Genomic DNA, 23,166 nt, shown 5'->3' on the forward strand with positions numbered 1-23,166 from the left:
CGCGTTATTTTTTCAGTGCCCTGATCGTGAATTCGACCAGTTCATCGACGGTGGCGCGGTTGGTCTTGGCGAGACATTGCGCCACCATCTGCGGATGGCAGAGGCTGATGGTTGCAGCCCCGAAACAACGGGAGGCGACATCCGCGTCCTGCTCGGCAAACTCGCCAGCTGCGATCCCTTCACGGATCACATCAGCCAGCAATTCATGAATGCTGTCGACGTGCTTCTCGATGACGTGCCAGTCGCGCTCGATGGCGACGATGACCATCTCATGCACCTTCTCCTGGTCGAGCATGGTCTCGACCGTCATCTGGTATTGACCCTGCACGAAGCGGCGCAGCCGATCCGAGGCGCTGATCGGCAAGTGGCAGGTGTCGCAGGCCATCTGATAGCTCAAGGCGAGCATGCGGCCGCAGATCGCCTGGTGGATCTCCACCTTCGAGGCAAAGAAACGGTAGACGTTGGCCGGCGACATGCCGAGATCGCGAGCGATATCGGCAACCGTCGTCTTTGAATATCCGTAATGACGGAAAAGCCGCTCGGCAGCGTCGAGAATGCGCGTCACATTCTCCTGACGTGCTAGTTCGATCGTGTTCTCCGCAGCATCGTTGATCAATTTTCACGCACCTTGCTTACGACTGACGATTTTTGAATTTCGTCAGTCGTAAAATATCAATCGTAATATGTCAAGGTTTTCGTGCGTTGAGGATCCGAACGATCAAACGCCAATGCGATCCCACCACCGCCTAACTCCAGCGATGGCGTTTGGGTTGCCAGATTGTGCATTGGAATGCTCGACGCGGCAGGGCAGGCGATACCGCCCCGCCGCCCTAGGCCGCGGCGCAAGTGCTTTGAGATAAGGCGGGACTTGAGAAACCAGGCAGACGACAAAGTGCCGACGCCTGTGCGCAACACTCCGTCTTATCCGTCGGGCTCAGGCGAGCTTGACGTCCAGCGAGATTGGAACCGCCGAGAGCGCCTTCGAGACCGGGCACCCGGCCTTGGCCTTGTTGGCGAGTTCGACGAACGTCCTTTCGTCCGTATTGGGAACCGTGCCGGTCAGCGTAAGATGAATCGCGGTGATCGCGAAGCCGCCTTCCACGCTCTCGAGCGTCACCTTTGCCGTCGTCTCCATATCGGTCGCCTTGAGGCCTGCTTCCTCCAGAATGAGCGACAGGGCCATCGTGAAGCAGCCGGCATGGGCCGCTCCGATCAGTTCCTCCGGATTGGTGCCGGGAATACCTTCGAAGCGGCTCGAAAAACCGTAGGGATAGTGCTTGAGCGCGCTGCTTTGGGTGGAAATCTGTCCCTTGCCGTCCTTCAGTCCGCCGGACCACTGCGCTGAACCTGTACGATTGATCTGCATGCCGTTCTCCTATTTGGATTAGAGGAAGCTGAAAGAAGCAATCCGCCTCTTTAGCGCGATATAATCCTCTATCGGCAGAAGGCGACAACGCCGTGAAATTTCTTCCGGGCAGCGACAGGCAAGAGGCGATCAGATCTCGATGCGCGCCGTGTCGAGCGTGTAGAGCTCTTGCGCGCGCTTGACACCGCGGAGTGCATAACGACCGATGCAGGCCAGCGCGCCGCGCTCGCCTTCCGGGATCGTCGCCGCAAACTCCGACGACATCAGTACGTTGAGATCGACCGATCGGCACATCGAGGCGATCCGGCTAACCTCGTTCACAGCAGGCCCGATGACGGTAAAGTCCAGCCGCTCGCGGCTGCCGATATTGCCGTAGAAGACATCGCCGATGTGCAGGCCGATATAGACCTCCGTCGTTGGGCGCCCCTCGAGAGCGCGTTCGTCGTTCAACGCCTTCAGCTTCTGCCGCAGCAATCGCTCGGCCCGCAACGACGCGCAGCAGGCATCTGCCGGTTCGTCCCCCTTGAAGATTGCCAGGACCCCGTCGCCGATCAACTTCAACACGTCGCCGCCGGCCTCGTGGATCGCCGAAATGACGACATCGCTGTAGGCATTCAGCATCGGCAGGATTTCTTCCGGCGGCGCGCTGTCGGATATCTTGGTGTAATTCAGGAGATCCGAGAACCAGAGAGCCGCCGAGATCCGCTCCGACTTCCCACGCGTGATTTTGCCTTCCAGTACCTGCCGCGCGGCATCATCGCCAAGATAAACCTCTGCAATCGTCCTCGCGATACGCGCCAGCGCAATGCACTTGATCGCAAGTGCCAGTACCGGCACCAGCTTTCGCAGGATAATGAGATCCTGATCCGAGAACCCTTCGGGATGGCGCGTCGCGAAGTGAGAGAAGAAGCAATCCATCTCGCCGATCGTGCCTGCCTTGGCGAACCGGTGGACCATCGCGACAAAATCGGTATGGCCCTGCTCGAGCATTGTGTCGAGCATGACGAAATCGGTCGGATCGCCAAAGCCGATGCGCCGTCTGACCTCGTTCTCTTCTCCGGCCCAAAGATAGTAGAAGGCGGAGCGCTGCCAGCTGTCGAGCGCAGCTCCATCGCTCGAGGGTCCATACTCGAATTCGGTCTCGATCTCCTCCCGGCTATCCCAGCGAAACGCCCGACCCTCGTGGACGGGATGCAGCGTATCCATCAGCGCCATGCCGCGATCGAGCGGAAGACCGCGCTCGCGGCACGCGTTGCAGAAGCCGGTCAGCAGCTCTGCCTCGGAGGCGCCTTTCAGCCCCTGCTCCGTCAGCCAGGCCGCAATTATCCCTATATCGCTGTATTCCATGCCGTTTCCCTCGCTGGTGCGAAAGCTGTATCGCGATTTTGCCGGCAAGGGAAAGACAAAGCTCAGCCCGTCGCAGGCATGTTGTAAGGTGTGACAATTTCCACCGACGACAATGCCGAAGGCGCACTTCCGCCTCTGACCGAGCGACCCATCACGGCGCGGAAGGCCGAACGGGCGTCCGTGCGCAGATCGTGATGCAGCACGAAGCCGATCTTGCGGGCGGCAAGCAGCGCGCGATTGTCTGCATCAAGGTCATGCGCCACGAAGACTCGGACCGGCCGTTGCGCGGCTTCGAAGGCAGCAAGCACCGCCCGGTTTCCGCCTCCGATCGAGTAGACCGCGTCGATTGCCGGATCGGCCGCAATCGCCTGTACGGCCAGCGTTCCCGTCGCCGCGTCCGTACCGTGCCCTTCACTGATCTCGGTCACGCCGATCAGCGGATAGCGTTCACGCAGCACGCGGCGAAAGCCGATCTCCCGCTCTTCTTCGCCGCGAAAGCGAGCGCTGGAAAGTGTCACGAGGACGCGCCCCGGCGCTCCGCCGAAATGCGCACCGATGAGATAGGCCGCCGTCTCGCCGGCCGCCCGGTTGTCCGCACCTGCGTAAGCGCTGCGTGACGAATTGGGCAAGTCCGTCACGAGCGTAACCACGGGAAGCCCCGCTTCGGTTGCGCGTGCCACGGCCGCGACCACCTCTGGAACATCAGGTGCCTTCAACACGATGCCGTTCGTGCCGCGCAGGCGGATCCGGTCAATCAGTTGCACCAGCTCGGCCTGCTTCATGACCTCGGCGAAATGGAAACGGCACCGAAACACTGTCGGCAGGAACGTCGCAACCTCCGCTTCGAAGGCGTCGCGAACCGCGGTGCTGAACCGTTCCGGCGTTTCCATGACGACATCGATTGCGAGTTTTCGTCCGCTCACCTCTGCGCCGATCTGCTGCTTCTCCAGCTCGGCAATCGCTGCCTGAACCCTTGAAATCGTCTGGTGCCGAACCCCGCTCCTATCGTTGAGGACGCGATCCACCGTCGCCGTGCTCAAGCCGGCCTGAAAGGCGATATCCTTGACGAGAAACCGATGCGCCACGCTATCCGTCTTTGATGGTTTTTTGATGGATTCCTGATCTATAACACACCGGTCGGCGGCGTATAGTACCCTCATCGGAAAGGGAGGAGTACCTGATGAAATCCGACAACCTACAAAAACTGCGCGCCGATCGCGTCTGGCTGACCGAAGACGCCTGCGATCTCGGCGATTTCCGCAAGCTTGCCGAGAAGACAACGGCGCTCGCCGACTATCCGACGGCAGAGGCCGTGGAAAAGAACATTCTGATTTACGACAGTGACAAGGTCTTAGCAGCGATCGCCAGCCCCGAAGGCCGCAGAGCGGTCCTCGCCGAGATATGCGAAGCCTTCGGTGAGGGCCCCGGCGTCGTCGTCTTCAAGCACGCCTACAGGGATACCAGCGTCATCGACCGGGCCAGCGCAATATTCGACGAGATCATCGAGGAGCAGCATCGCACCGCCACTGGAGGCGGCGATCACTTTGCCAAGGCGGGCGCCAATGACCGCATCTGGAACTCGCTGGAAAAGCACTGCCTCGCCGATCCCGAAAACTTCGCCGAATACTATGCAAACGCCATCGTCGCGATCGCGAGCGAAGCCTGGCTCGGCCCGAGCTATCAGATGACCGCACAGGTCAACCGGGTTAATCCGGGCGGCGCGGCACAGTCCGCTCATCGCGACTACCATCTGGGCTTCCAGTCTTCCAAGGTGATCGAGCAGTTCCCGGCGCATGTGCACAGGCTCTCGCCAGTGCTGACACTGCAGGGCGCGGTCGCCCACTGCGACATGCCGCTTGAAAGTGGCCCCACGCTCTTCCTGCCGCATAGCCAGACCTACGAGCCGGGTTACCTCGCCCTCAAGCGCCAGGAATTCAAGGACTATTTCGAAACGCATCATGTCCAGTTGCCGCTCGAAAAGGGCGACGTGGTATTCTTCAATCCGGCCCTCTTCCACGCAGCCGGTACCAACCGCTCGACCAACATCAAGCGCGTCGCCAATCTGCTGCAGGTCTCCTCCGCATTTGGCCGCGCCATGGAGACGGTCAACCGCGAGCGCATGAGCGCCAGGCTATTCCCGGCATTGAAGACGATGAAGGGCAATCTGTCTGAAGGCGAGATCGGTAACGCCGTCGCCGCCTGCGCAGAGGGCTATTCCTTCCCGACCAACCTCGACCGCGACCCACCTGTCGGTGGCCTTGCCCCGAAGACGCAGGCGCAGTTGATGCATGAGGCGCTGCAGGAAGATTGGGACGATGCGCGGTTCACATCGGTACTCGCGCAACAAAGCGAGCGGCGGCGAAGCTGACGCATAAGCATCGACGAATTTTGCTCCCGGGGCCTCTCGCGTCGGGAGCTTTTGGCATATGGCCCATCATTCATTGGAGGAAAGCATGACAACAGACCATAGCCGCCTCGACGGCAAGATCGCAATCGTGACCGGCGGTACCCAGGGGCTCGGGGCAACAATCGCCCGCCTCTTTGCCGAGCGCGGCGTCAAGGGCCTCGTCATTTGTGGCCGCAACGAGCAGAAGGGCAAGGCGAAGGCCGACGAGATCGCTGCCGCCACCGGCATCAAGGTCGTCTATGTCCAAGCGGATCTCGGGCAGGTCGATGATGCCAGAAACGTCGTTCATGTCTGCGACCAGACCTTCGGCCGCGTCGATGCGCTCGTGAATGCGGCCGCCATCACCGACCGCGGAACCATCCTGGATACCAGTCCAGACCTCTTTGACGCCATGTTCGCCGTCAACGTCCGCGCCCCTTTCTTCCTGATGCAGGAAACGGTGAAGGTGATGCGTCGTGAGAAGATCGAAGGCACGATCGTCAATATTGGCTCCATGTCGGCCAAGGCAGGGCAACCCTTCATTGCCGCCTATTGCGCCTCGAAGGGTGCCTTGGAAACTTTGACGAAGAACACGGCATACGCACTGCTGCGCAATCGCATCCGTGTCAACGGCCTCAACATCGGCTGGATGGCGTCCGAGGGGGAGGATCGCATTCAGCGCGAATTTCATGGCGCACCTGCCGACTGGCTGGAAAAGGCGGCTGCCGGCCAGCCTTTCGGCCGCCTCGTGGATCCCGAGGAAGTAGCCCGCGCATGCGCCTATCTCTCCTCGGCGGAATCCGGCCTCATGACCGGATCCATGATCTGCTTCGACCAGTCGATCTGGGGGGCCTATGACGGCTCGCCGCACCCGGACACAGCCCTTTGAAAAAATGCAGAGTCCGACGCTTTTGCAGGCGCCGGGCTCTGGAACACATTGCCGTTTACGTTTACGAAGAGCGTCACATCGCTTTGGGAGGAGCTGACCCGTGTCAGAAGATGCGCTCTATGACATCCGTGACGACCGTTTCCGCGGCTTGATCGCCAGCAGCGCCCGGCTGGAGGAACTCTATACCGGCTGCCGTTGGTCCGAAGGTCCCGTCTGGTTCTCAGACCTGAATTGCCTGATCTGGAGCGATATCCCCAATGAGCGGATGATGCGTTGGATGCCCGATGGCAACGTCTCGGTTTTCCGCTCGCCATCCAACTACGTCAACGGCAACACCCGCGACCGCCAGGGCCGATTGATTTCCTGCGAGCACGGCGGCCGGCGCGTCACCCGCACCGAGTTCGACGGCCGCATCACTGTGCTGGCCGAAAGCTATAACGGCAAGCGTCTGAACTCGCCAAACGATGTCGTCGTCAAATCGGACGGCTCGATCTGGTTCACCGATCCGAGCTACGGCATCATGTCCGACTACGAAGGTCACAAGGCTGAACCGGAGCAGGAAACGCGTAATGTCTACCGCATTGATGCCCCCACCGGGGAGATCGAAGCGGTCGTCACCGATTTCATCCAGCCCAATGGCCTTGCTTTCTCGCCCGATGAAAAGCAGCTCTACATCGCCGATTCCGGCTCTTCCAATCATGAAGTCCCGCGTCACATCCGCGTTTTCGACGTCGTCGACGGCAAAAAGCTGACGAACAGCCGGTATTTTTGCTCGATCGACAGCGGCGTGCCGGATGGTTTCCGTTTCGATGTCAGCGGCAATCTCTGGACTAGTGCTGCCGACGGCGTTCACTGCTTCGCGCCCGACGGCACGCTGCTCGGCAAGATCAAGGTGCCGCAAACGGTATCGAACATAGCCTTTGGCGGCGTGAAAAAGAACCGGCTGTTCATCACGGCCACCCAATCGCTGTATTCGATCTACACCACGACCAACGGCGCACAATATCCATAGGATCAGTATCGCGCGCCATCGAACCAGGACGTCAGCGCGCCTGCGGAGCGAGGCATTCCATCCAGAACGAACCATCGATGTCCGAGTTTTCACGCGCCCGCAACCGGCGCCAATCCATCCGCAACGCCTTTTTCATGGGAGCCTGAGATGCGTTCCGTCGTCTCTTTCAACGAAAGCTGGAGTTTTCACGAGGGTTTCGGCCAGCGTCTGCTTGAGGACTTCGATGGCACGGCGACCGTCAGGCTGCCTCATACGGCGGTTGAGCTGCCGTTTAACTACTTCGATGAGAAAAGCTACCAGCGGGCATTTACCTATCAGAAGATCCTGCGCTGGATGCCGGAGTTTGAGGGCCGCGAGGTGTCGCTCGTCTTCGACGCCGCCATGGCCGATGCCGTCGTCTACCTGAACGGCGAAGAGATCATCGCTCACAAGGATGGCTACACGCCGTTCGAAGCACGCTTCACCGGCAGATTGGTGATGGGCGACAATCTGATCACCGTGAAAATCGACGGCAGCGAAAATCCTGAGATTCCTCCCTTCGGCGGCCGCATCGACTACCTGACATATGCCGGGATCTACCGTGACGTCTGGCTGAAGGTCACCGACCCGATCTCGTTCGGCAACCTCAAGATTGAAACCCACAACGTGCTGGCAGAGAAAAAGTCGGCAAGCGTGCGCGTCGATCTTGCCAATCCACAGCAGCTTGCGTTCCTGGGCTCGGTATCGGCGTCGCTGAAGGACACTGACGGACGGCTGCTTGCCACGGCTTCCGCAGAAACCACCGGTCAAGACCTGACGCTCTCCTTCGATGGCCTGACCGGCATATCGCTCTGGGACATCGCCGATCCTGCGCTCTACGAAGTCACCGTCGAATTGAAGACAAGCCATGGTTCCGACCGCGTCTCGTCGCATTTCGGCTTCCGTACCGCGGAATTCACGCCCGAAGGCTTCCTGCTCAACGGCCGGCCGCTGAAGCTGCGCGGCCTCAATCGCCATCAGGCTTTTCCCTATGTCGGCTATGCCGCGGGCAGATCGGCCCAGGAGCGCGATGCGGACATCATGAAGTCAGTGCTGAAGTGCAATATCGTCCGCACGTCGCACTATCCGCAATCGAAGTGGTTCCTCGACCGGTGCGATCGCATCGGCCTCCTGGTTTTCGAAGAGATTCCAGGCTGGCAGCATATTGGCGACGAGGAGTGGCAGCAGGAATCGATCCGCAACGTCCGGCGCATGATCGAACGCGACTGGAACCACCCTTCGATCATCATCTGGGGCGTGCGCATCAATGAGTCGCAGGACAGCCACGACTTCTACGTCGAGACGAACCGGCTTGCCCGTGAACTCGACCCGACACGACAGACCGGCGGCGTCCGCTACATAACAGACAGTGAACTGCTCGAAGACGTCTACACGATGAACGACTTCATCCTCGGCAACGAGGAACTGCCCGGCAACAACCGCCCGCGCACGGCGCTTCGCCCGCAGCAGGAAGCCACCGGCCTGTCCCGCAAGGTGCCTTACATGATCACCGAGTTCGGTGGTCACATGCATCCCACCAAGATCTACGACCAGGAAGCCCGGCAGGCCGAGCATGTCCGCCGCCACCTCGAAGTGCTGAACGCCGCCTATGGCGATCCGGATATCGCAGGCGCGATCGGTTGGTGCATGTTCGACTACAACACCCACAAGGACTTCGGCTCCGGTGACCGCATTTGCTATCATGGCGTCATGGACATGTTCCGCGAACCGAAGTTTGCGGCCTATGTCTATGCCAGCCAGTGCAATCCTTCCGAAGAGATCGTCATGCAGCCGGTCACCTTCTGGGCGCGCGGCGAACGCAACATCGGCGGCGTGCTGCCACTGATCATCCTGACCAACTGCGACGAGGTCGAACTGCGCTACGGCTCAGTGACGAAGCGAATCGGGCCCGACCACGAGAATTATCCGCACCTGCCGCACCCGCCTGTGGTTCTCGACCACCGTCATTTCACGCCTGATGAGCTTGGCACATGGGGCCTCGAGTGGATCGACGGCGAATTCACCGGCTACATTGACGGCGAACCGGTCGCCAGATTGACGCTTGCTTCCGACCCGCTGCCGACGACGCTGCAGATCGTTGCCGACAGCACGACGCTGAAGGCCCGCGAGCGCGACACGACCCGTGTCATCATCCGCGCGCTTGATCAGCAGGGTCAACGCCTGCCCTTCATGAATGAGAATGTCACCCTGCAGGTCGACGGGCCCGCAAAGATTGTCGGTCCGGCATCGGTTCCGCTACAGGGCGGCACGGCCGGCTTCTGGCTGGAGGCGACCGGGCTGACGGGTGCGATAAGCGTTCATGCAAGCTGCGGTCGCTTCCCAGAGGTCAAGCTGGAGCTGACGGCCGTCTAAGGTCACGGCGGGTTCGCCAAACCGTCGGGCGGCGGTGCGTGCCGCGAGCCGACTATGCCGGCTGCACCGACCGGACCGTGCCGTTGTTATCGACGATGCACGAGAATTTCTTGCCGCCGGCATCGAGGTCGACGCCAAAGGTGCCATCGGGCAACTGGCGAGAGGCCGTGGGCAACACCTTGGCGTTCGCACCGGCAACCCCAGCCGCCGAATTGGCGCACAGCAGCTGCAGATCCGCCGGCGCGGTCTGCAACGTTGTGCGCGCCATGCTTTCAGGCGCCGGTGGCGTCGGCGTGCAGGCACCAAGCAGGGCCGCACTTGTCATTGCCGCCATCATTCGGCCGATCGAAATCGTCTTCGCGGTGTGTTTCCACAAAATCCTGTCCCCCGATTAGCGTGATCGTTCGCTCTCCGGCGCTGAGCCGGCCCATTTTCAAACGCCCTTGTAGAGTGCAGCCCCCTGCATCAGCACAATGACCTTGGCGCCGATCCTGATCCGTGACGCAAGGTCTACGATGTCGTTGTTGTTCATGCGGATGCAGCCGGAAGACACATCGAGCCCGATCGTCCAAGGCTCCGCTGTCCCATGGATACGATAGATGGTGTCCTGGTCGCCTTCGTAGAGGTAGAGCGCCCTGGCACCCAGCGGGTTTTCCGGTCCACCCGGCATCCCGGCCGCCCACTTCGCCGCATTCGGGTCGCGCGCCACCATCTCGGCCGGCGGCGTCCAGGTCGGCCATTCCGCAGTCCGGCCGACACGCACGATCCCGGCCCATCCGAAGCCTTCGCGGCCAACGCCGATGCCATAGCGGATGGCTTGACCGCCAGGCTGGGTGAGGTAGAGGAAATGCTGGTTGCCATCGATGATGATCGTTCCCGGCGGCTCGGCGGTCCTGAAGGGAACCGTCTGCATTCGGAATGCTTCCGGCGGCTGATTGTTGCGCGCGTAGTACTGGCGGGCCTTCCTCTTGTCGTAATCAACCCAGGTGTGCGTCTTGGAATCATAGATCTGCGTCTGTGCCCACGCGGCAAGAGGGCAAAGGCACGCTGCGGCCGCAAGCAGGGCCAAGGTCAGCTTGCGCACCCGTGCGGCCTCTTTCGCCTTCACTCGAAATCTGGGCTTTGCTGTCATTTTTTCGCCCACCCATCTACGCGCTTTGCGTTGTCGGCGACCCATTTTGTGGCGTAGTCGAGTGGCGGTATACGCTCGACTTCGAGCGCATAGCCCATCGCCGTCGCTTCCTCTGGCGACAGATCGACCTTTTCCAGGAACGCGGCGATATCGGGGTGCTTCTTCTCGAAAGCCGCTGCGTATCCGATGCGGAAATTGGCCGTGTCCCAGGCCGTCGATGCCGAGGACTTGGTGATCCAGAGTGGATCGTTAGGACCGACGAGCTTCCACTTGCTGGCATCATGCGGAGGCTCGGCAAGGCGGACGATCTTATGAAGGTCAAAGATGAAATGCGGCGCGTAACACGCAAAGACCAGCGGCTGGTTCGTCGCGATCGCGATATCCAGCCCCGCCATGGCAACTTCCTCTTCAGACTCGACCAGCGTCAGGTTTTTCGCATAGCCGTAGGTATTTGCCCGGACCCGCTCGATCCCGGTCGAAGACCATGTCGGTGCGCCGAGCCACATCTCGCCTTTACCGTCGCCGTCCGTGTCGAGAATCTTCGTCTTTTCCGGGTCGCTGAGATCAGCGATCGTCTTCAGGCCCTTTTCCGCGGCAGCCGGTGTTGCGCAGATGCCCTGCCAGGCCGGCACACCACGCTTGGCGAGAACCACGACGCCCTTTTCCGTCACGAACCGCTTGATGACGTCTTCGAGATTAGGTTGCCAGACCTCTGGGTGGATATCCACCGTGCCTTCTCGAGTCCGTTGAACGCAAGTAGCGTGCCCATCTCCTGCACATCGGCATTGAGCCCGAACTCCTTGCCGATGCTGACCTTGAGGATATTGGCTGTCGCCTGTCCCGAAGGCCAATTTGGCATCGCGATCACGAGGTCGGCGGAAAAGGCGGCGCTGCTCATCGCAAGCGTTGCGGCGAGAACGGATGTAAAGAGCCCTGAGCATGCTACGCGCTTCGCCATGCCTGTCCCCCAAACATGCGATAAAAGGATCGTAGATATGCACGTCACACTTTGCACGCGAAGATGCATAAAGCTTTCACATCCGTCAAGTCGAGTTGACGTTCCCGCCTGCCGCTAACGGAGGCAGCTGTCGTGCGCCCAAGCCTTCACGCGCGCAGCCGTCGTGGCGAGGTGATCGCCGACTGAGAAGCCGGAAATCTTCTTGCGCGGCGCAAGATCGTGGTCGCCGTCCTCGAGCCAAAAGACTGATATTGCAGCGGAAAGCGGATAAGTCGCCACCTCTTCGCGCGTGCCGAACTCGTCGCGCGTCCCCTGGCAGACAAGCGTCGGCGTGCGCAGGTTCTTCAGATGCGCCGTGCGCAACTGTTGCGGCTTGCCGGGTGGATGGAAAGGGTAGCCAAGGCACAACAATCCACGGATCGTCCCTTGCTCGTAGAGGTCGTCGGCCACCATGCTCGCCACTCGTCCACCCATGGATTTGCCGCCGATAATCAGCGGCCCGTTGCTCGCGAGCGCCTTTACCGCCTCCAGATATTCGGGGATCAGAGTCTCGGCCTTCGGCGGTGGCTTTCGCGCATCGGACGTCCGGCGGGCAGCCATGTAAGCGAACTCAAAGCGTGCAACGCAGAACCCGACCGCAGCAAGCGCGTCTGCGGCCGCTGTCATGGACTTTGAGTCCATCGGCGCGCCGGCACCGTGGGCAAGCATGATGGTGGCTGGTGGATTGTCCGGGCCGGTGATCAGGAACTTCTCGCTCATTGCGATGTCATAGCGCAATGAGCGAATTTCCACCATATCGGACAGAAAGGGTAGATGCGATCAGTGGAATCTCGGCATGTCTGGAAGAGCCGAGAATTCTTCGCTGATCATTTCGCTCAGGGCGACCAATATTTCTTTGCGGGAGAAGCCCGAACGCTCGAGCTCGTCGATCATTTGCCCGAGATCCAACTCGAGTTGACCACGACAGCACGCCACCCGATCAGCAGAAACGAGGAGAATTTCTTCAAGAATCAGCATCGCTTCGCTCCTATTTACAGAAGCAACCTGCGACCACGCTAAATGTTCCAACGACGCTCCGCCATTTCCCGCTTCGCCAATCGCGGGATTTATGACCGGTACATAGATATTGGCCGCAACGCGTGCAGCAGAGCCTCACCACGGCCGGCCCTTATCCTTGGGAAGCCAGATCTGTACATCGCAAACGGATGATCCTCTCCGTCCGGGGTGACAAACCGGCAGCTAGTGCTGCTCTTCCTCGACCACCTGTGGTTTCGCCTCGCGTTTGACGCCTTTCGCCTTTTCCCGCAGCCACTGGAAAATCACATAGAGAACGGGGATCAGAAAGATGCCGACGAGTGCCGAGGCCAGCATGCCGCCGAAGACGGCGGTGCCGACACCGCGGCGGCTGAGCATGCCAGCCCCCTCGGCAATGACCAAGGGAATGAGGCCGGCAATGAAGGCAAAGCTCGTCATCATCACGGCGCGGAAACGTTCCCGCGCCCCTTCGATCGCCGCTTCCGAAATACCAAGCCCGTGCCTACGCCGCTCCATGGCGAACTCGACGATCAGGATGCCGTTCTTTGCCGCCAACGCGATCAGGACGACGAGGCCAATCTGGGCATAGAGGTTGTTGTCGAGGCCGGCGATCTTGAGGGCAAGCATCGACCCGGCAACGCCTGCGGATACAGAAAGCAACACCGCGATCGGAATGGTCCAGCTCTCATAAAGTCCGACCAGGAATAGATAGGCGAAGAGCACGGCAAGCCCCAGGATGATCGCCGTCTTGCCGCTCGCCTCGATTTCCTGCAGCGCGGTTCCCGTCCATTCGTAACTGTAGCCGGGCGGAAGCGTCTTGGCCGAGACCTCGTCCATGGCCGCAATTGCCTCGCCGGAACTGCGACCTGGTGCCGGTCCGCCGTTGATCGTGGCGCTGGAATAGTTGTTGTAGCGGACGATGAGCTGTGGCCCAAGGATCACCCGCGCCTGCGCAAAGGCCTTGATCGGCACCATCTGGCCTTTGCTGTTGCGCACGTTGATACGGTAGATGTCATCGATCTTCGATCGGTCGGAAGCCTCACCCTGCACCGTCACCTGCCAGGTTCGACCAAACAGGTTGAAGTCGTTCACGTAGGAACTGCCGAGGACCGATTGAAGCACGTTGAAGACGTCGGAGACCTGGATCCCCAGCGTCTGAACCTTCTCGCGATCGATGTCGAGATAGAGCTGCGGTGTATTGGCCGTGTAGGTGGTGTAGACCCTGCTCAGGGCCGGATTCTCGTTCGCCGCAAAAACGAGACCGCGCGCAGCCTGCGCGATTTCCGTCGACGAGCCGCCGCTGAGGCTGAGGAGCTGGTATTCAAAGCCGCTCCCTGTTCCAAGACCGATGATCGGCGGCAGATTGTAGACGATAACGTTAGCTTCCGGGATCGCCTGAAGCTCGGCGCTGAGCTTCGCGATCAGGCCGTTTACCGAAAGCTCAGGCGTGGTGCGCTCCGCAAAGGGCTTCAATGTCATCACCAGCAGGGCGGCGTTCGACTTCACCTGGCCGTCAAGCAAGCTGTAGCCGACGACCGACATAACGCCCTGAATGCCTTCGGTCTTGCGGATCATCTCCTCGACCCGTTTCGCGACGGCATCCGATCGGTTGACCGAAGCGCCATCAGGCAAAACGATTTCGCCGAAGATCGCACCTTGGTCCTCGGAGGGGAGGAAGCCCGTGGGCGTCGTTTTGAACAGCCAGCCGGTGCCGAGGATAAGCACCGCAAGCAGGACCAGCCCAAAAGCCGCCAGACGAACAAAGCGCCGCACGATCGCGGCGTAACCGTCGCGAGCGAGATCGATCCCCTTCAGGACGTAGCGGATCGGACCACGCTTCGGACCGTGGTGGGGCTTCAGGAGAACTGCGCAGAGCGCCGGAGAGAGGCTGAGTGCGTTGATGGCCGAGATGACCATCGACACGGAGACGGCAACAGCGAATTGCCGGAACAGCTCGCCGGAAATGCCGGGGATGAAGGCCACCGGCACGAAGACCGAAAGAAGCACCAGTGTAATGGCGACGATCGGCGCCGTGATGTCGCGCATGGCACGACGGGCCGCCTCTGCGGGCGTAATGCTCGGATCCTTTTCCAGATTCGCTTCAACGGCTTCGACCACGACGATGGCGTCATCGACGACGATGCCGATGGCAAGAACCAGCGCGAGCAACGACACGGTATTGGCGGAAAAGCCCAGCCCCATCATCACTGCAAATGTGCCGATCAACGACACGGGCACGGCAATCAGGGGAATAAGGGTTGCCCGCACGCTCCCCAGGAACAGGTAGACCACGATAACGACGAGGACGAAGGCCTCGATCAGCGTCTTGACGACCTCGTGGATGCTCTCCTCGACAAACTTCGTCGTATCGTAAGTGACCTTGTATTGGACGCCTTCGGGGAAAGACGGCTTGAGCTTCTCGAGGAGCTGATTGATCGCTTCGGCCGTCGCGATGGCGTTGCCACCTGGCGACTGATAGATGCCAAGCACTGCGGCCGGCGTGCCGTCCTGACGACCGAGCTGCTCCGCCGATTTCGAGGTCAGCTCGACGCGGGCCACATCGCGGATGCGGACGAAGGAGCCGTCCGGCTCGGCCCTCAGCACGACGTTTCCGAATTCCTCGGTGGTGGTCAGGCGACCCTTGGTCTGAATGGTGAGTTGGAATTGCTGGTCGGGCAATGCCGGCTGTGCGCCGATGCGGCCGACTGCGGCCTGAATATTCTGGCGCTTCAATGCGTCGACGATATCGTTCGGCGTCATCGAAAAATTCGTCAGGCGATCGGGAGAAACCCAGATGCGCATGCTGTAGTCCGATGGCGTCAGCAGCGAGACATCACCGACGCCCGGAATCCGTTTCAGACCGTCGATGATATTGATCGTCGCATAATTGGAAAGGAAGAGCTGGTCATGGTCACCGCTCGTCGAGGTGAGCGCGATCAACTGCATCAGCGCCGAGGATTTCTTCTTGACGCTGATGCCTTGTGCACGTGCCTCTTGCGGCAGTTGCGCCTCGGCCAGGTTGACGCGGTTCTGCACGTTGACGGTGTTGATGTCGGGATCAGTACCCACCGCGAAACTGACCGTCAGCGTATAGCTTCCGTCATTGCCGCTGGTCGACTTCATGTAGATCATGTTGTCGACGCCAACGACGCGCGATTCGATGGGTTGGGCCACCGATTGCTGCACGGTCTCGGCACTTGCACCCGGATAAGTCACCGTTACCGACACCTGCGGCGGCACGATATCCGGAAACTGTGCGATGGGGATAACCGTCAGCGCCACGAAGCCGGCGATGGTGATGACGAGTGAAATGACGACCGCAAGCCGCGGCCGATCGATAAAAATCGCGGACAACATGGCTTACGACCCCGACTTTGTTTCGACTGGTGCCACAAGCTGGCCCGCACGAACCTTCTGAATTCCTTCAGTAATGACGAGGTCTTCCGCCGTCAGGCCCTTCAAGACCGGGAGCTCGCTCCCTTCGGGTGGGCCTGCTTCGATCCGGCGCGTCTCAACCTTCTTGTCGCTGTTGACGACGAGTACATAGGGGCCCGACTGGTCGAGCTGCACCGCCGCTTGCGGGATGACCAGCATGTTCTGTGGGCTGCCCCCCTCAACTGTCACATTCACCAACTGCCCGTCTATCAGAATGCGGTCGGGATTGGGAAAGGTTGCCCGCACCGGCACCGTGTCGGTTCCCTGATTCACCGTCACATCGACAAAATTGACCTTGCCGGGTTGGTCATACTGCTTGCCGTTGGCAAGCTGCACATGCACGTTGGCAGCGCTCACCTGCTCGCCCAACTTGCCCGAGGTGCCCAATTTTTCGCGCACCTCCAGGATCTCGCGCTGCGAAACTGAAAAGGTGACGTAGATCGGATCCTGGCTGACGATTGTCGCAAGGACGCCGCTGGATGGGCCGACAAAATTTCCGACGGAATACTGCGAGCGACCGATCCGTCCGGTGATTGGCGCGCGAATATCGGTATAGCTGAGGTCCAGATTTGCCTTGTCGAGCGAAGCGTTCAGCTGGACAAGGCTCCCCGTCGCTTCCCGCTGCTTTGCCGTCGCCAGATCCAACTGCGACTTGGGTGCCGCACTCTTCGCAACAAGCGCTGTCTGTCGATCAACCTCGATGTTGGTCAGCGCCAACGCTGATTCCGCCGACTCGATTGCTCCTTTTGCCTGGCCAACGGCGGCCTCATACTGGCCTTTCTCCATGACGAAGAGCAGGTCCCCGGCCTTGACGTCTTGACCCTCCGTAAAGAGACGCTTCTCGAGGAAGCCGTCGACTCGGGCTCGTAGCTCGACCTTGTCGATGGCTTCCACGCGGGCGCTGAACGAAATAGACGGTCGAATGTCCTTGGTGAGCGCCCGCGCAACGGTCACCGCCGGCAAAGGCGCGGCCGGCTTGGCACCTTCCTGGCCGAGTGCGTCCACGCTCGTCGCGAGAGTGAAAACAGCAGTCGCAAGCACGGCGGAGAATTGACTGCCGCAACGTTTCATTGAGCCCCCTCAAACTGCGTCTAACGACCAGCTTAACTTGTCGCACGACCGACAACTGTCAATCAGCGGAGGCGCAGAAATTCTACACCTGGTAGAATTTCTGCGGCATTCTCAATAACATGCGCATGATACCCCGGTGTGCGTCGGTTTGCTATGCCTGCTATCCGTCAGTTCAGCCGCATTCCCTCGGACGAGAAAAGATGCGTCTTGGATAAGTCAGGAACGACTTTTATCGCCTCACCCGGAGCAGGGTGACCCGATCATGCAGCACCATCGCTGCGGTCTGTGATCCGATCGACATGAGGGCATGCATCTCGGCGCCCGTCGGCTCCACTACCAGAACCGTCGCAGGAATGCCGCCTCTGAAATCGTCAGTGCTCCGGACGGATGCCGTAGGTATGGACATCGACCGGCGTCTCGCATCGCGGCAGTGGCAATGACGCCCTGGTCCAGATGAAACCGCCCATCCCGGAGCCCTTCAAAGAGGTTCATGCCGGCGAGCCGACGAATCTCACGACGAATCTCACGACGAAGGTATTGATTGGCCGATCGTAGAGTTCAAGCGGTCGGCCGATCTGCTCGATCTGCCCAGCATGCATGACGACAATCTTGTCAGCCATCGTCATCGCTTCGAGCTGATCCTGGGTCACATAGACGGTTGTCGTTTTCAGTCGCTGGTGCAGGTCTTTGATCTCTGCACGCATCGTCACCCGCAACTTGGCGTCCAGGTTCGAAAGCGGCTCGTCGAGCAGGAAGACCTTTTGGTGGCGCACGATTGCGCGCCCCATCGCCACGCGTTGCCGTTGCCCCCGGAGAGCAGTTTCGGCAGGCGATCAAGCAGGGGCTGCAGCGCCAGAATGTCCGCAGCCTCTTGGACGCGCCTGCCGCTCGCCACCTTGTCCTGCCCCTGCAGCTTCAAAGCAAAGCCCCTGTATTCGGCAACCGTCAGGGTAGAGCGCGTAGCTCTGGAAACCCATCGCGATATCGCACTCCTTGGAGGTGACGACACGTCCCCTTTCTCCGCCACTGATATCCTCCAGTCCGGCGAGCATGCGCAGCAAGGCCGACTTACCACAGCCGGACGGCCCGACCAATGTGACGAACTCGCCGTCCTCTATATCCACGGAGACGCCGTGGAAACCGGCACGGCGCCCTATTGCTTGCGAAGCCTGTTCAATCGCGACGGATGCCATGTCTTCTCTTCGATCAGAGCTTGAGTTGCCAGACGCGAGCAGCCGCGACGCTGCCTTCGGATGCGTTAAGTGTTGCCGATCGGATAGCGGCAAAGCCTGGGATGCGCTTCGTGCCGCACCAGCGGCCGTTGTCCGCGAACACTTCAATCGAGCCCGCGTCGAGAAAGATGCGAACCTGCTCAGGCTTGGCGCCGGCAGCCAGGTAGCGCGGCGACGGCTTTCCCGTTCCGGTGTCGAAAAGGACCGCCAGCCCATCTTCGTCCTGCCGGACACCAAGACTGATCTCGGGATGGTAGAAACTGAGTTCGAAGGATGCTCCGGCTTGCTTGAGGTCAAGCTGAATCTCGACCGCCCCATCGACCAACTCGACGCTCTTGCCGGTCCGCAACCCGTCGTCATCGAGAAGCTTGTGGCGCAGGCCCTCGACTGCCTCGAGGGGCGGCGTCAGAACCGCGCTTCCATCGAGAAGAATGCGCCGCGGCAGTGTCATGGCCGTTGGAAAATCGACGCTCTTTGAAACGTCCGTCCAATTCGCCAGCCAAGCCAGACCGACAGGTCCGTCATGATCGACGAAGGCCTGAAAGGCATAGGCGTCAGATCCGAAGTCGAGTTCCTGCTCGAACTCCGGTTGGAAATGGCGACCATCGAACCGACCAACGGTGACGGACGACATGTTGCGGCGTCCGGTCGCTGGATCGCGGCTGGTCAGGAGGCCGAAAATGAGAGCCCAGCGCGTCTCGTCGCTTGCGACATCGCCCAGAGGGATCATGCAGGGGCATTCTGCGGCCGTCATGCCAAAGCGATCCTCGCGATGCAGGACGCCGACAAGGTTCCAGCTGCCCGCTGCATCGCGATCACACGTCTCATAAAGGAGGATCACGCCGCCGGATTTGTCGCGGCTGCCGAGCAACATCTTCCAGAGGCCATCCGGCCCCTTGAATACATAGGGATCGCGGAAATCCGGAGTGAGCCCCAGTCCTTCCGGTCGCACCGGCAGAACAACGGAGGGGTTGCCAACAAAAATCCCGTCTGCGCAGATCGCAGAAAGCTGTATCTGCTCCTCCGGCTTCCGATCCCGCACCTGCTCGGTGAAGAAGATGCGGATCTGCTCGCCGTCCTCTGTCGCAACCGGGATGGCCGACCCGGAAAAAGCCCCTCCGCGGCCGTCGTCACGCATCGAGAGTTCGGCTCCAGGAAACAGGAAGACCGGAAGATGCGTCCAGTGAAGGTAGTCATGCGAGACCGCATGCCCCCAATGCATCGTGTTCCAGCGCAGGCTATGCGGGTAATGCTGGTAGAAAAGGTGCGCTTTCCCCTCGAATCGGCCGAAACCATTGGGGTCGTTCATCCAGCCGAAGGGCGGGCGGAAATGATACCCCGAATGGAGTTGCGGCGGCGCATTTGCTGCCGCGTAGTGAAGCACGCGAATGCCCTCCTCAAGCACGCTTACCGGATCGAAGCTGTAGATCACCGAGACGGCCGTGGCCGATGGCTCATAGCTCAGCACGCATTCTCCACCTGCCGACAGAACAACGTGGTGGAATTCGAACTCTTCGGTCTTGGTGGAAACCGCCGCGGCGATCTCGACACCCGCGACGGTCACGGCGACAGTAGCCGTAACGCCCGTGATCCGCGCCTTCAGCCAAACGTGGATCACGTCCCCGGCTTGAAGATCGGCACTCACGTTCTCCCGAGACCCCGAGAAACGTCCTCTTTGAATTGTCATCAATCAACCTTTCACGGCAGAGCCGACGAACGAGCTCACAAACCAGCGCTGGAAAGCGAGGTAGAGAGCGAGAATGGGGATCATCATCAGGACGGAGGCGGCCATGGCGCGGTCCCAATAGATGCTGTCCTGGCCAAAGAAGGTGGCGATGGCGACGGAGATCGGACGCGCATAGTCTGTCTGCGTCACGAGGGTCGGCCAGAGATACTGGTTCCAGCTTTCGATCCCCATGAGGATCGAGACGGTGGCAAGCGCAGGCAGGCTGAGCGGCATATAGATCGAGCGATAGATACGGAAGACTGAAGCCCCATCGATCTCCGCCGCCTCGTAGAGCTCCTTGGGAAGCTGTGCGAAGAACTGGTAGAACAGAAAGATGTAGAGGGGGCTCGCGACCCAGGGAAGAATCTGCACGGCGAAGGTGTCGGTCATGCCGGCGCGCGACACCATCACCACCAGCGGCATGATGATGCTTTCCTGCGGAATTACGTAGAGAGCGACGACCAGCGCAAGCAAGACGGCTTTGCCGCGCAGCGAGCCCCAGGCCAGCACGAAGCCGGCCATGGAATTGACGACGAGGCCGCCGCCGACTGTGACCGCCAGGATCAGCAGCGAGTTGAGAAGGTAGCGGCCGAATGCCAGTTCGCCTGAGAAGTGCGCGACTTCCTTGAAGTTGGCGAGCGTCGGATCAGACACCCAGAAGGCGCGGAAGCTGCCCATATCCGCCAGAATCTGGAAACGATCGTCTTTCAGGCTCGCGATGAGGAGCATGAACAGCGGTGAGATCACCACCAGGGCAATGATAAAGATGCAGACGGCCTGGACGAGGTGGAATGACGCCTTGCTGGAAGCCCAGGGCTTCACGACGGGCGTCGCTTGGCTCATGACGAGATCAGACATCAAAGCGCCTCAAGAGTTTGCGCTGGATCAGCGCGATTACGAGTACGATGACGAACAGGATGACGGAGACGGCGGAAGCATAGCCGAGCTTCTGCTCCTCGAATCCGGCCCGCACCATGTAGTGCACGACGGTTTCGGTGCTTCCTTTTGGTCCACCCTGGGTGAGGATGGCGACCTGCGTATAGAGCTTGAACGCCTGGATGGTCGTAATGACAAGCACGAAGACGTGAGTAGGCCGCAGACCGGGCATCGTGACATGCCAGAAGCGGCGCAGTGCGTTGGCGCCATCGATCTTGGCAGCGTCATAGAGTTCGTCCGGGATCCCCTGGAGACCGGCGAGGTAGACGATCATCTGGAAGCCATAGGCCTGCCACGCGGAAAGCAGCACGATCGAGAACATCGCCCAGTTGGGATCGCCCAGCCAGTCGATCGGCTGGATCCGGCCGCCGGACAGGAAGCCGACGATCTGGTTGAACGGCCCGCTGGGATATTGGAACAAAGTGCCCCAGATGACGCAGACGACAACCATGGAGGTGATCGCAGGCAGGAAGAACATGCCGCGCAGGAGATTGCGACCGGGTATCTTCTGGTGCAGCAGCAGCGCCGTCGCAAATGCGAGGCCGCACTGAACCGGCAGAACCCAGAATGTAAAGCGCGACACGTTCCACAAGGCCGTCCAGAACAGCGGATCGTTGAAGATGCGCTGGAAGTTCAACAACCCGACGAAGCGCACCGGCGTCGGCCGCGGCACCAGCGGCTGGTTCGTCATGGACGTCCAGAATGACAGAAGGAACGGCGCGATCAGGAAGAAGGCGAGAAGTAGGACGGCGGGGGCGATCATCAGGGCCTCCTGCGCCAGCCGACGCCGATCGCGTCGGCTGGCCGAGCGCAGTCGCCCGGCAGCGGGCGATTGTTGCAAAGTCATGATCTCCTCCTCCTGAAGATTGGGGGCATCCAACGGGGTTGCCGCCAGGCTGCCTTACCGGCACGGCCTGGCGGCAAAAGTCTCACTGCTGCGCATCAAACGGCGGGTAGCCGGCGTTATCCTCGATGTCCTCATCGATCTTCTTTGCGGCTTCCGACAACGCTTCCTTGGCGTCACCACCATTAAAGATCTTGTCGACGGCCTGCATGAAGGCCGAGGTAATCGTCGGATAGGCCGGATGCGGCGGGCGAGCGACGGCCGTCTTCGACGCCTGTTCGAAGGCAACGGCCATCGGGCCACCCGCAGCATAGACCGGCGAATCGGCGGCAAAGCTCTTCAGTCCGGGGAAGCCGGAATTCTCCTTGGCGAACTCGCGGTACGCCTTGTCCTTCAGAAGGAAGCTCAGGAATTTGCCGGCAACGTCGGGATGCTCGGACGACTTCGTGATACCCCAGATCCAGGTCCCGTTAGGGCTGACACCTTTGGTGCCGAGCTTCGGCAGCGGCATAACGACGATATCGTCCTTCATCGCCGCGGCTGCCTCCGCATAGAACCAATGGCCGCCGAGTGCCAATGCAGCCGGCTTGCCGTCGGCATAGAACTGGTTTGTGCCCGAAGAGCCCGGAACGACCCAACCGTTCTTCACCCACGTTTGCATCATCGTCAGCGCATTGACACAGGCCTCGCCGTCCAGCGTTCCCGTTGCCTTCCACGATGTCCGGTCGATCAGGTCACAGCCGGCAGACGCGAGAAGTGGTCCGTAAGCGTAGGTGATCCACTCCGTCTTGATGCCATAGCCGCGGAACGTATCGATGGGCGATTTGACACCGTCGAGCTTGGAGAGCTTTTCCAGGTAGCCTTCGAATTCCTCGCGCGTCCAGGCGTCGTCGACGGATTTCGGAATGCGTGCGCCGATCGCCTCCAGGTATTTTTTGTTGCCGTAGAGCACGACCGAGGAGTCGGTGAGACCGACAGCATAGAGGTCATTGTCGATCGGATAGGTACCCTGTGCAACATTCGAAGGCGTCATGTCGTCGATGACATCCTTCTCGATCAATGGCTTGATCGGCTGCAGGTATCCCGACCAAACGTAGTTGGCGAGAAACGGTGCATCGAGTTCCATGATGTCGGGCAACTGCTTGGCCATCACGGCCGCGCTGAACTTTTCGTTGTAGGCATCATGCGGCGCATAGATGAGTTCGACGTCAACATCGGGATTGGCTTCTTCGAAGCGCTTGGCAACGTCGCCGTAGGTCTTGACCCAACCCGGATCACCCTGATGCATCATGTGAATGACCGTCTTAGCCTGCGCCAGGCCGGCGGTTACGGCAAGGGACGTCGAGATCAGAAGCGCCGAAAGTAAACGTTTACCCATTTTATTTCTCCTCCTTTGGATCGTCATG

The 23,166-nt window shown here is 60.3% G+C and carries 19 protein-coding genes and 1 pseudogene; 4 read left to right on the forward strand and 16 right to left on the reverse strand.

The window, feature by feature from the left end; genetic code table 11:
• Positions 1–4: 4 nt before the first annotated feature.
• The 4 genes from LPU83_RS56775 to LPU83_RS56790 all read right to left on the reverse strand — a co-directional run bounded on the left by LPU83_RS56775 (position 5) and on the right by LPU83_RS56790 (position 3,798).
• Positions 5–613, reverse strand: coding sequence for a TetR/AcrR family transcriptional regulator (locus LPU83_RS56775; RefSeq protein ID WP_024314950.1), 609 nt, complete (start codon positions 611–613; stop codon positions 5–7).
• A gap of 321 nt (positions 614–934) precedes the next feature.
• Complete coding sequence (locus LPU83_RS56780; protein ID WP_024314951.1) at positions 935–1,366, reverse strand: OsmC family protein; 432 nt, start codon at positions 1,364–1,366, stop codon at positions 935–937.
• 129 nt (positions 1,367–1,495) lie between these two features.
• Complete coding sequence (locus LPU83_RS56785) at positions 1,496–2,713, reverse strand: adenylate/guanylate cyclase domain-containing protein (protein WP_024314952.1); 1,218 nt, start codon at positions 2,711–2,713, stop codon at positions 1,496–1,498.
• Positions 2,714–2,775: 62 nt separating this feature from the next.
• On the reverse strand, positions 2,776–3,798 hold the full coding sequence (locus LPU83_RS56790) for a LacI family DNA-binding transcriptional regulator (protein ID WP_024314953.1): 1,023 nt from the start codon (positions 3,796–3,798) through the stop codon (positions 2,776–2,778).
• Between the two features lie 95 nt (positions 3,799–3,893).
• Between LPU83_RS56790 and LPU83_RS56795 the strand changes: the two genes are divergently transcribed.
• The 4 genes from LPU83_RS56795 (at position 3,894) to LPU83_RS56810 (ending at position 9,391) form a co-directional block, all read left to right on the forward strand.
• Positions 3,894–5,081 carry a phytanoyl-CoA dioxygenase family protein gene (locus LPU83_RS56795; protein ID WP_024314954.1) on the forward strand — a complete coding sequence of 396 codons (1,188 nt, stop codon included), beginning with the start codon at positions 3,894–3,896 and terminating at the stop codon, positions 5,079–5,081.
• Positions 5,082–5,166: 85 nt separating this feature from the next.
• The gene (locus LPU83_RS56800; protein WP_024314955.1) at positions 5,167–5,988 is read left to right on the forward strand and encodes an SDR family oxidoreductase; all 822 of its coding nucleotides are present in this window, start codon (positions 5,167–5,169) and stop codon (positions 5,986–5,988) included.
• Between the two features lie 100 nt (positions 5,989–6,088).
• Entirely contained in the window at positions 6,089–7,000 is a 912-nt protein-coding gene (locus LPU83_RS56805) for an SMP-30/gluconolactonase/LRE family protein (protein ID WP_024314956.1), read from the forward strand.
• Between the two features lie 147 nt (positions 7,001–7,147).
• Positions 7,148–9,391, forward strand: coding sequence for a glycoside hydrolase family 2 protein (locus LPU83_RS56810; RefSeq protein WP_024314957.1), 2,244 nt, complete (start codon positions 7,148–7,150; stop codon positions 9,389–9,391).
• 52 nt (positions 9,392–9,443) lie between these two features.
• Here the strand turns inward: LPU83_RS56810 and LPU83_RS56815 are convergent, their stop codons facing one another.
• From LPU83_RS56815 to LPU83_RS56870, 12 genes and pseudogenes are all read right to left on the reverse strand, one after another.
• Complete coding sequence (locus tag LPU83_RS56815; RefSeq protein WP_051166658.1) at positions 9,444–9,725, reverse strand: hypothetical protein; 282 nt, start codon at positions 9,723–9,725, stop codon at positions 9,444–9,446.
• A gap of 99 nt (positions 9,726–9,824) precedes the next feature.
• Complete coding sequence (locus LPU83_RS56820) at positions 9,825–10,523, reverse strand: L,D-transpeptidase (protein ID WP_024314959.1); 699 nt, start codon at positions 10,521–10,523, stop codon at positions 9,825–9,827.
• Complete coding sequence (locus tag LPU83_RS56825; RefSeq protein WP_082321240.1) at positions 10,520–11,464, reverse strand: glycine betaine ABC transporter substrate-binding protein; 945 nt, start codon at positions 11,462–11,464, stop codon at positions 10,520–10,522. Before LPU83_RS56825 ends, LPU83_RS56820 begins: the two co-directional genes overlap by 4 nt.
• A 131-nt stretch (positions 11,465–11,595) precedes the next feature.
• Entirely contained in the window at positions 11,596–12,240 is a 645-nt protein-coding gene (locus tag LPU83_RS56830; RefSeq protein ID WP_024314960.1) for an alpha/beta hydrolase family protein, read from the reverse strand.
• 60 nt (positions 12,241–12,300) lie between these two features.
• Entirely contained in the window at positions 12,301–12,498 is a 198-nt protein-coding gene (locus tag LPU83_RS56835; protein ID WP_007794020.1) for a hypothetical protein, read from the reverse strand.
• Between the two features lie 222 nt (positions 12,499–12,720).
• Positions 12,721–15,873, reverse strand: a complete 3,153-nt coding sequence (locus tag LPU83_RS56840) for an efflux RND transporter permease subunit (protein WP_024314961.1) — start codon at positions 15,871–15,873, stop codon at positions 12,721–12,723.
• A gap of 3 nt (positions 15,874–15,876) precedes the next feature.
• Positions 15,877–17,022, reverse strand: coding sequence for an efflux RND transporter periplasmic adaptor subunit (locus LPU83_RS56845; protein WP_024314962.1), 1,146 nt, complete (start codon positions 17,020–17,022; stop codon positions 15,877–15,879).
• A 167-nt stretch (positions 17,023–17,189) separates the two neighbouring features.
• Positions 17,190–18,215, reverse strand: a pseudogene (locus LPU83_RS75180) (ABC transporter ATP-binding protein).
• 13 nt (positions 18,216–18,228) lie between these two features.
• Entirely contained in the window at positions 18,229–19,941 is a 1,713-nt protein-coding gene (locus tag LPU83_RS56855; protein ID WP_024314965.1) for a GH32 C-terminal domain-containing protein, read from the reverse strand.
• A gap of 3 nt (positions 19,942–19,944) precedes the next feature.
• Complete coding sequence (locus LPU83_RS56860; RefSeq protein ID WP_024314966.1) at positions 19,945–20,838, reverse strand: carbohydrate ABC transporter permease; 894 nt, start codon at positions 20,836–20,838, stop codon at positions 19,945–19,947.
• Positions 20,831–21,763, reverse strand: coding sequence for a carbohydrate ABC transporter permease (locus LPU83_RS56865; RefSeq protein ID WP_024314967.1), 933 nt, complete (start codon positions 21,761–21,763; stop codon positions 20,831–20,833). The genes LPU83_RS56860 and LPU83_RS56865 overlap by 8 nt, the downstream gene beginning before the upstream one ends.
• 82 nt (positions 21,764–21,845) lie before the next feature.
• Positions 21,846–23,138 carry an ABC transporter substrate-binding protein gene (locus tag LPU83_RS56870; protein WP_037070079.1) on the reverse strand — a complete coding sequence of 431 codons (1,293 nt, stop codon included), beginning with the start codon at positions 23,136–23,138 and terminating at the stop codon, positions 21,846–21,848.
• Positions 23,139–23,166: the final 28 nt, after the last annotated feature.

Origin of the sequence: Rhizobium favelukesii (assembly GCF_000577275.2) — a bacterium.
GTDB lineage: Bacteria > Pseudomonadota > Alphaproteobacteria > Rhizobiales > Rhizobiaceae > Rhizobium > Rhizobium favelukesii.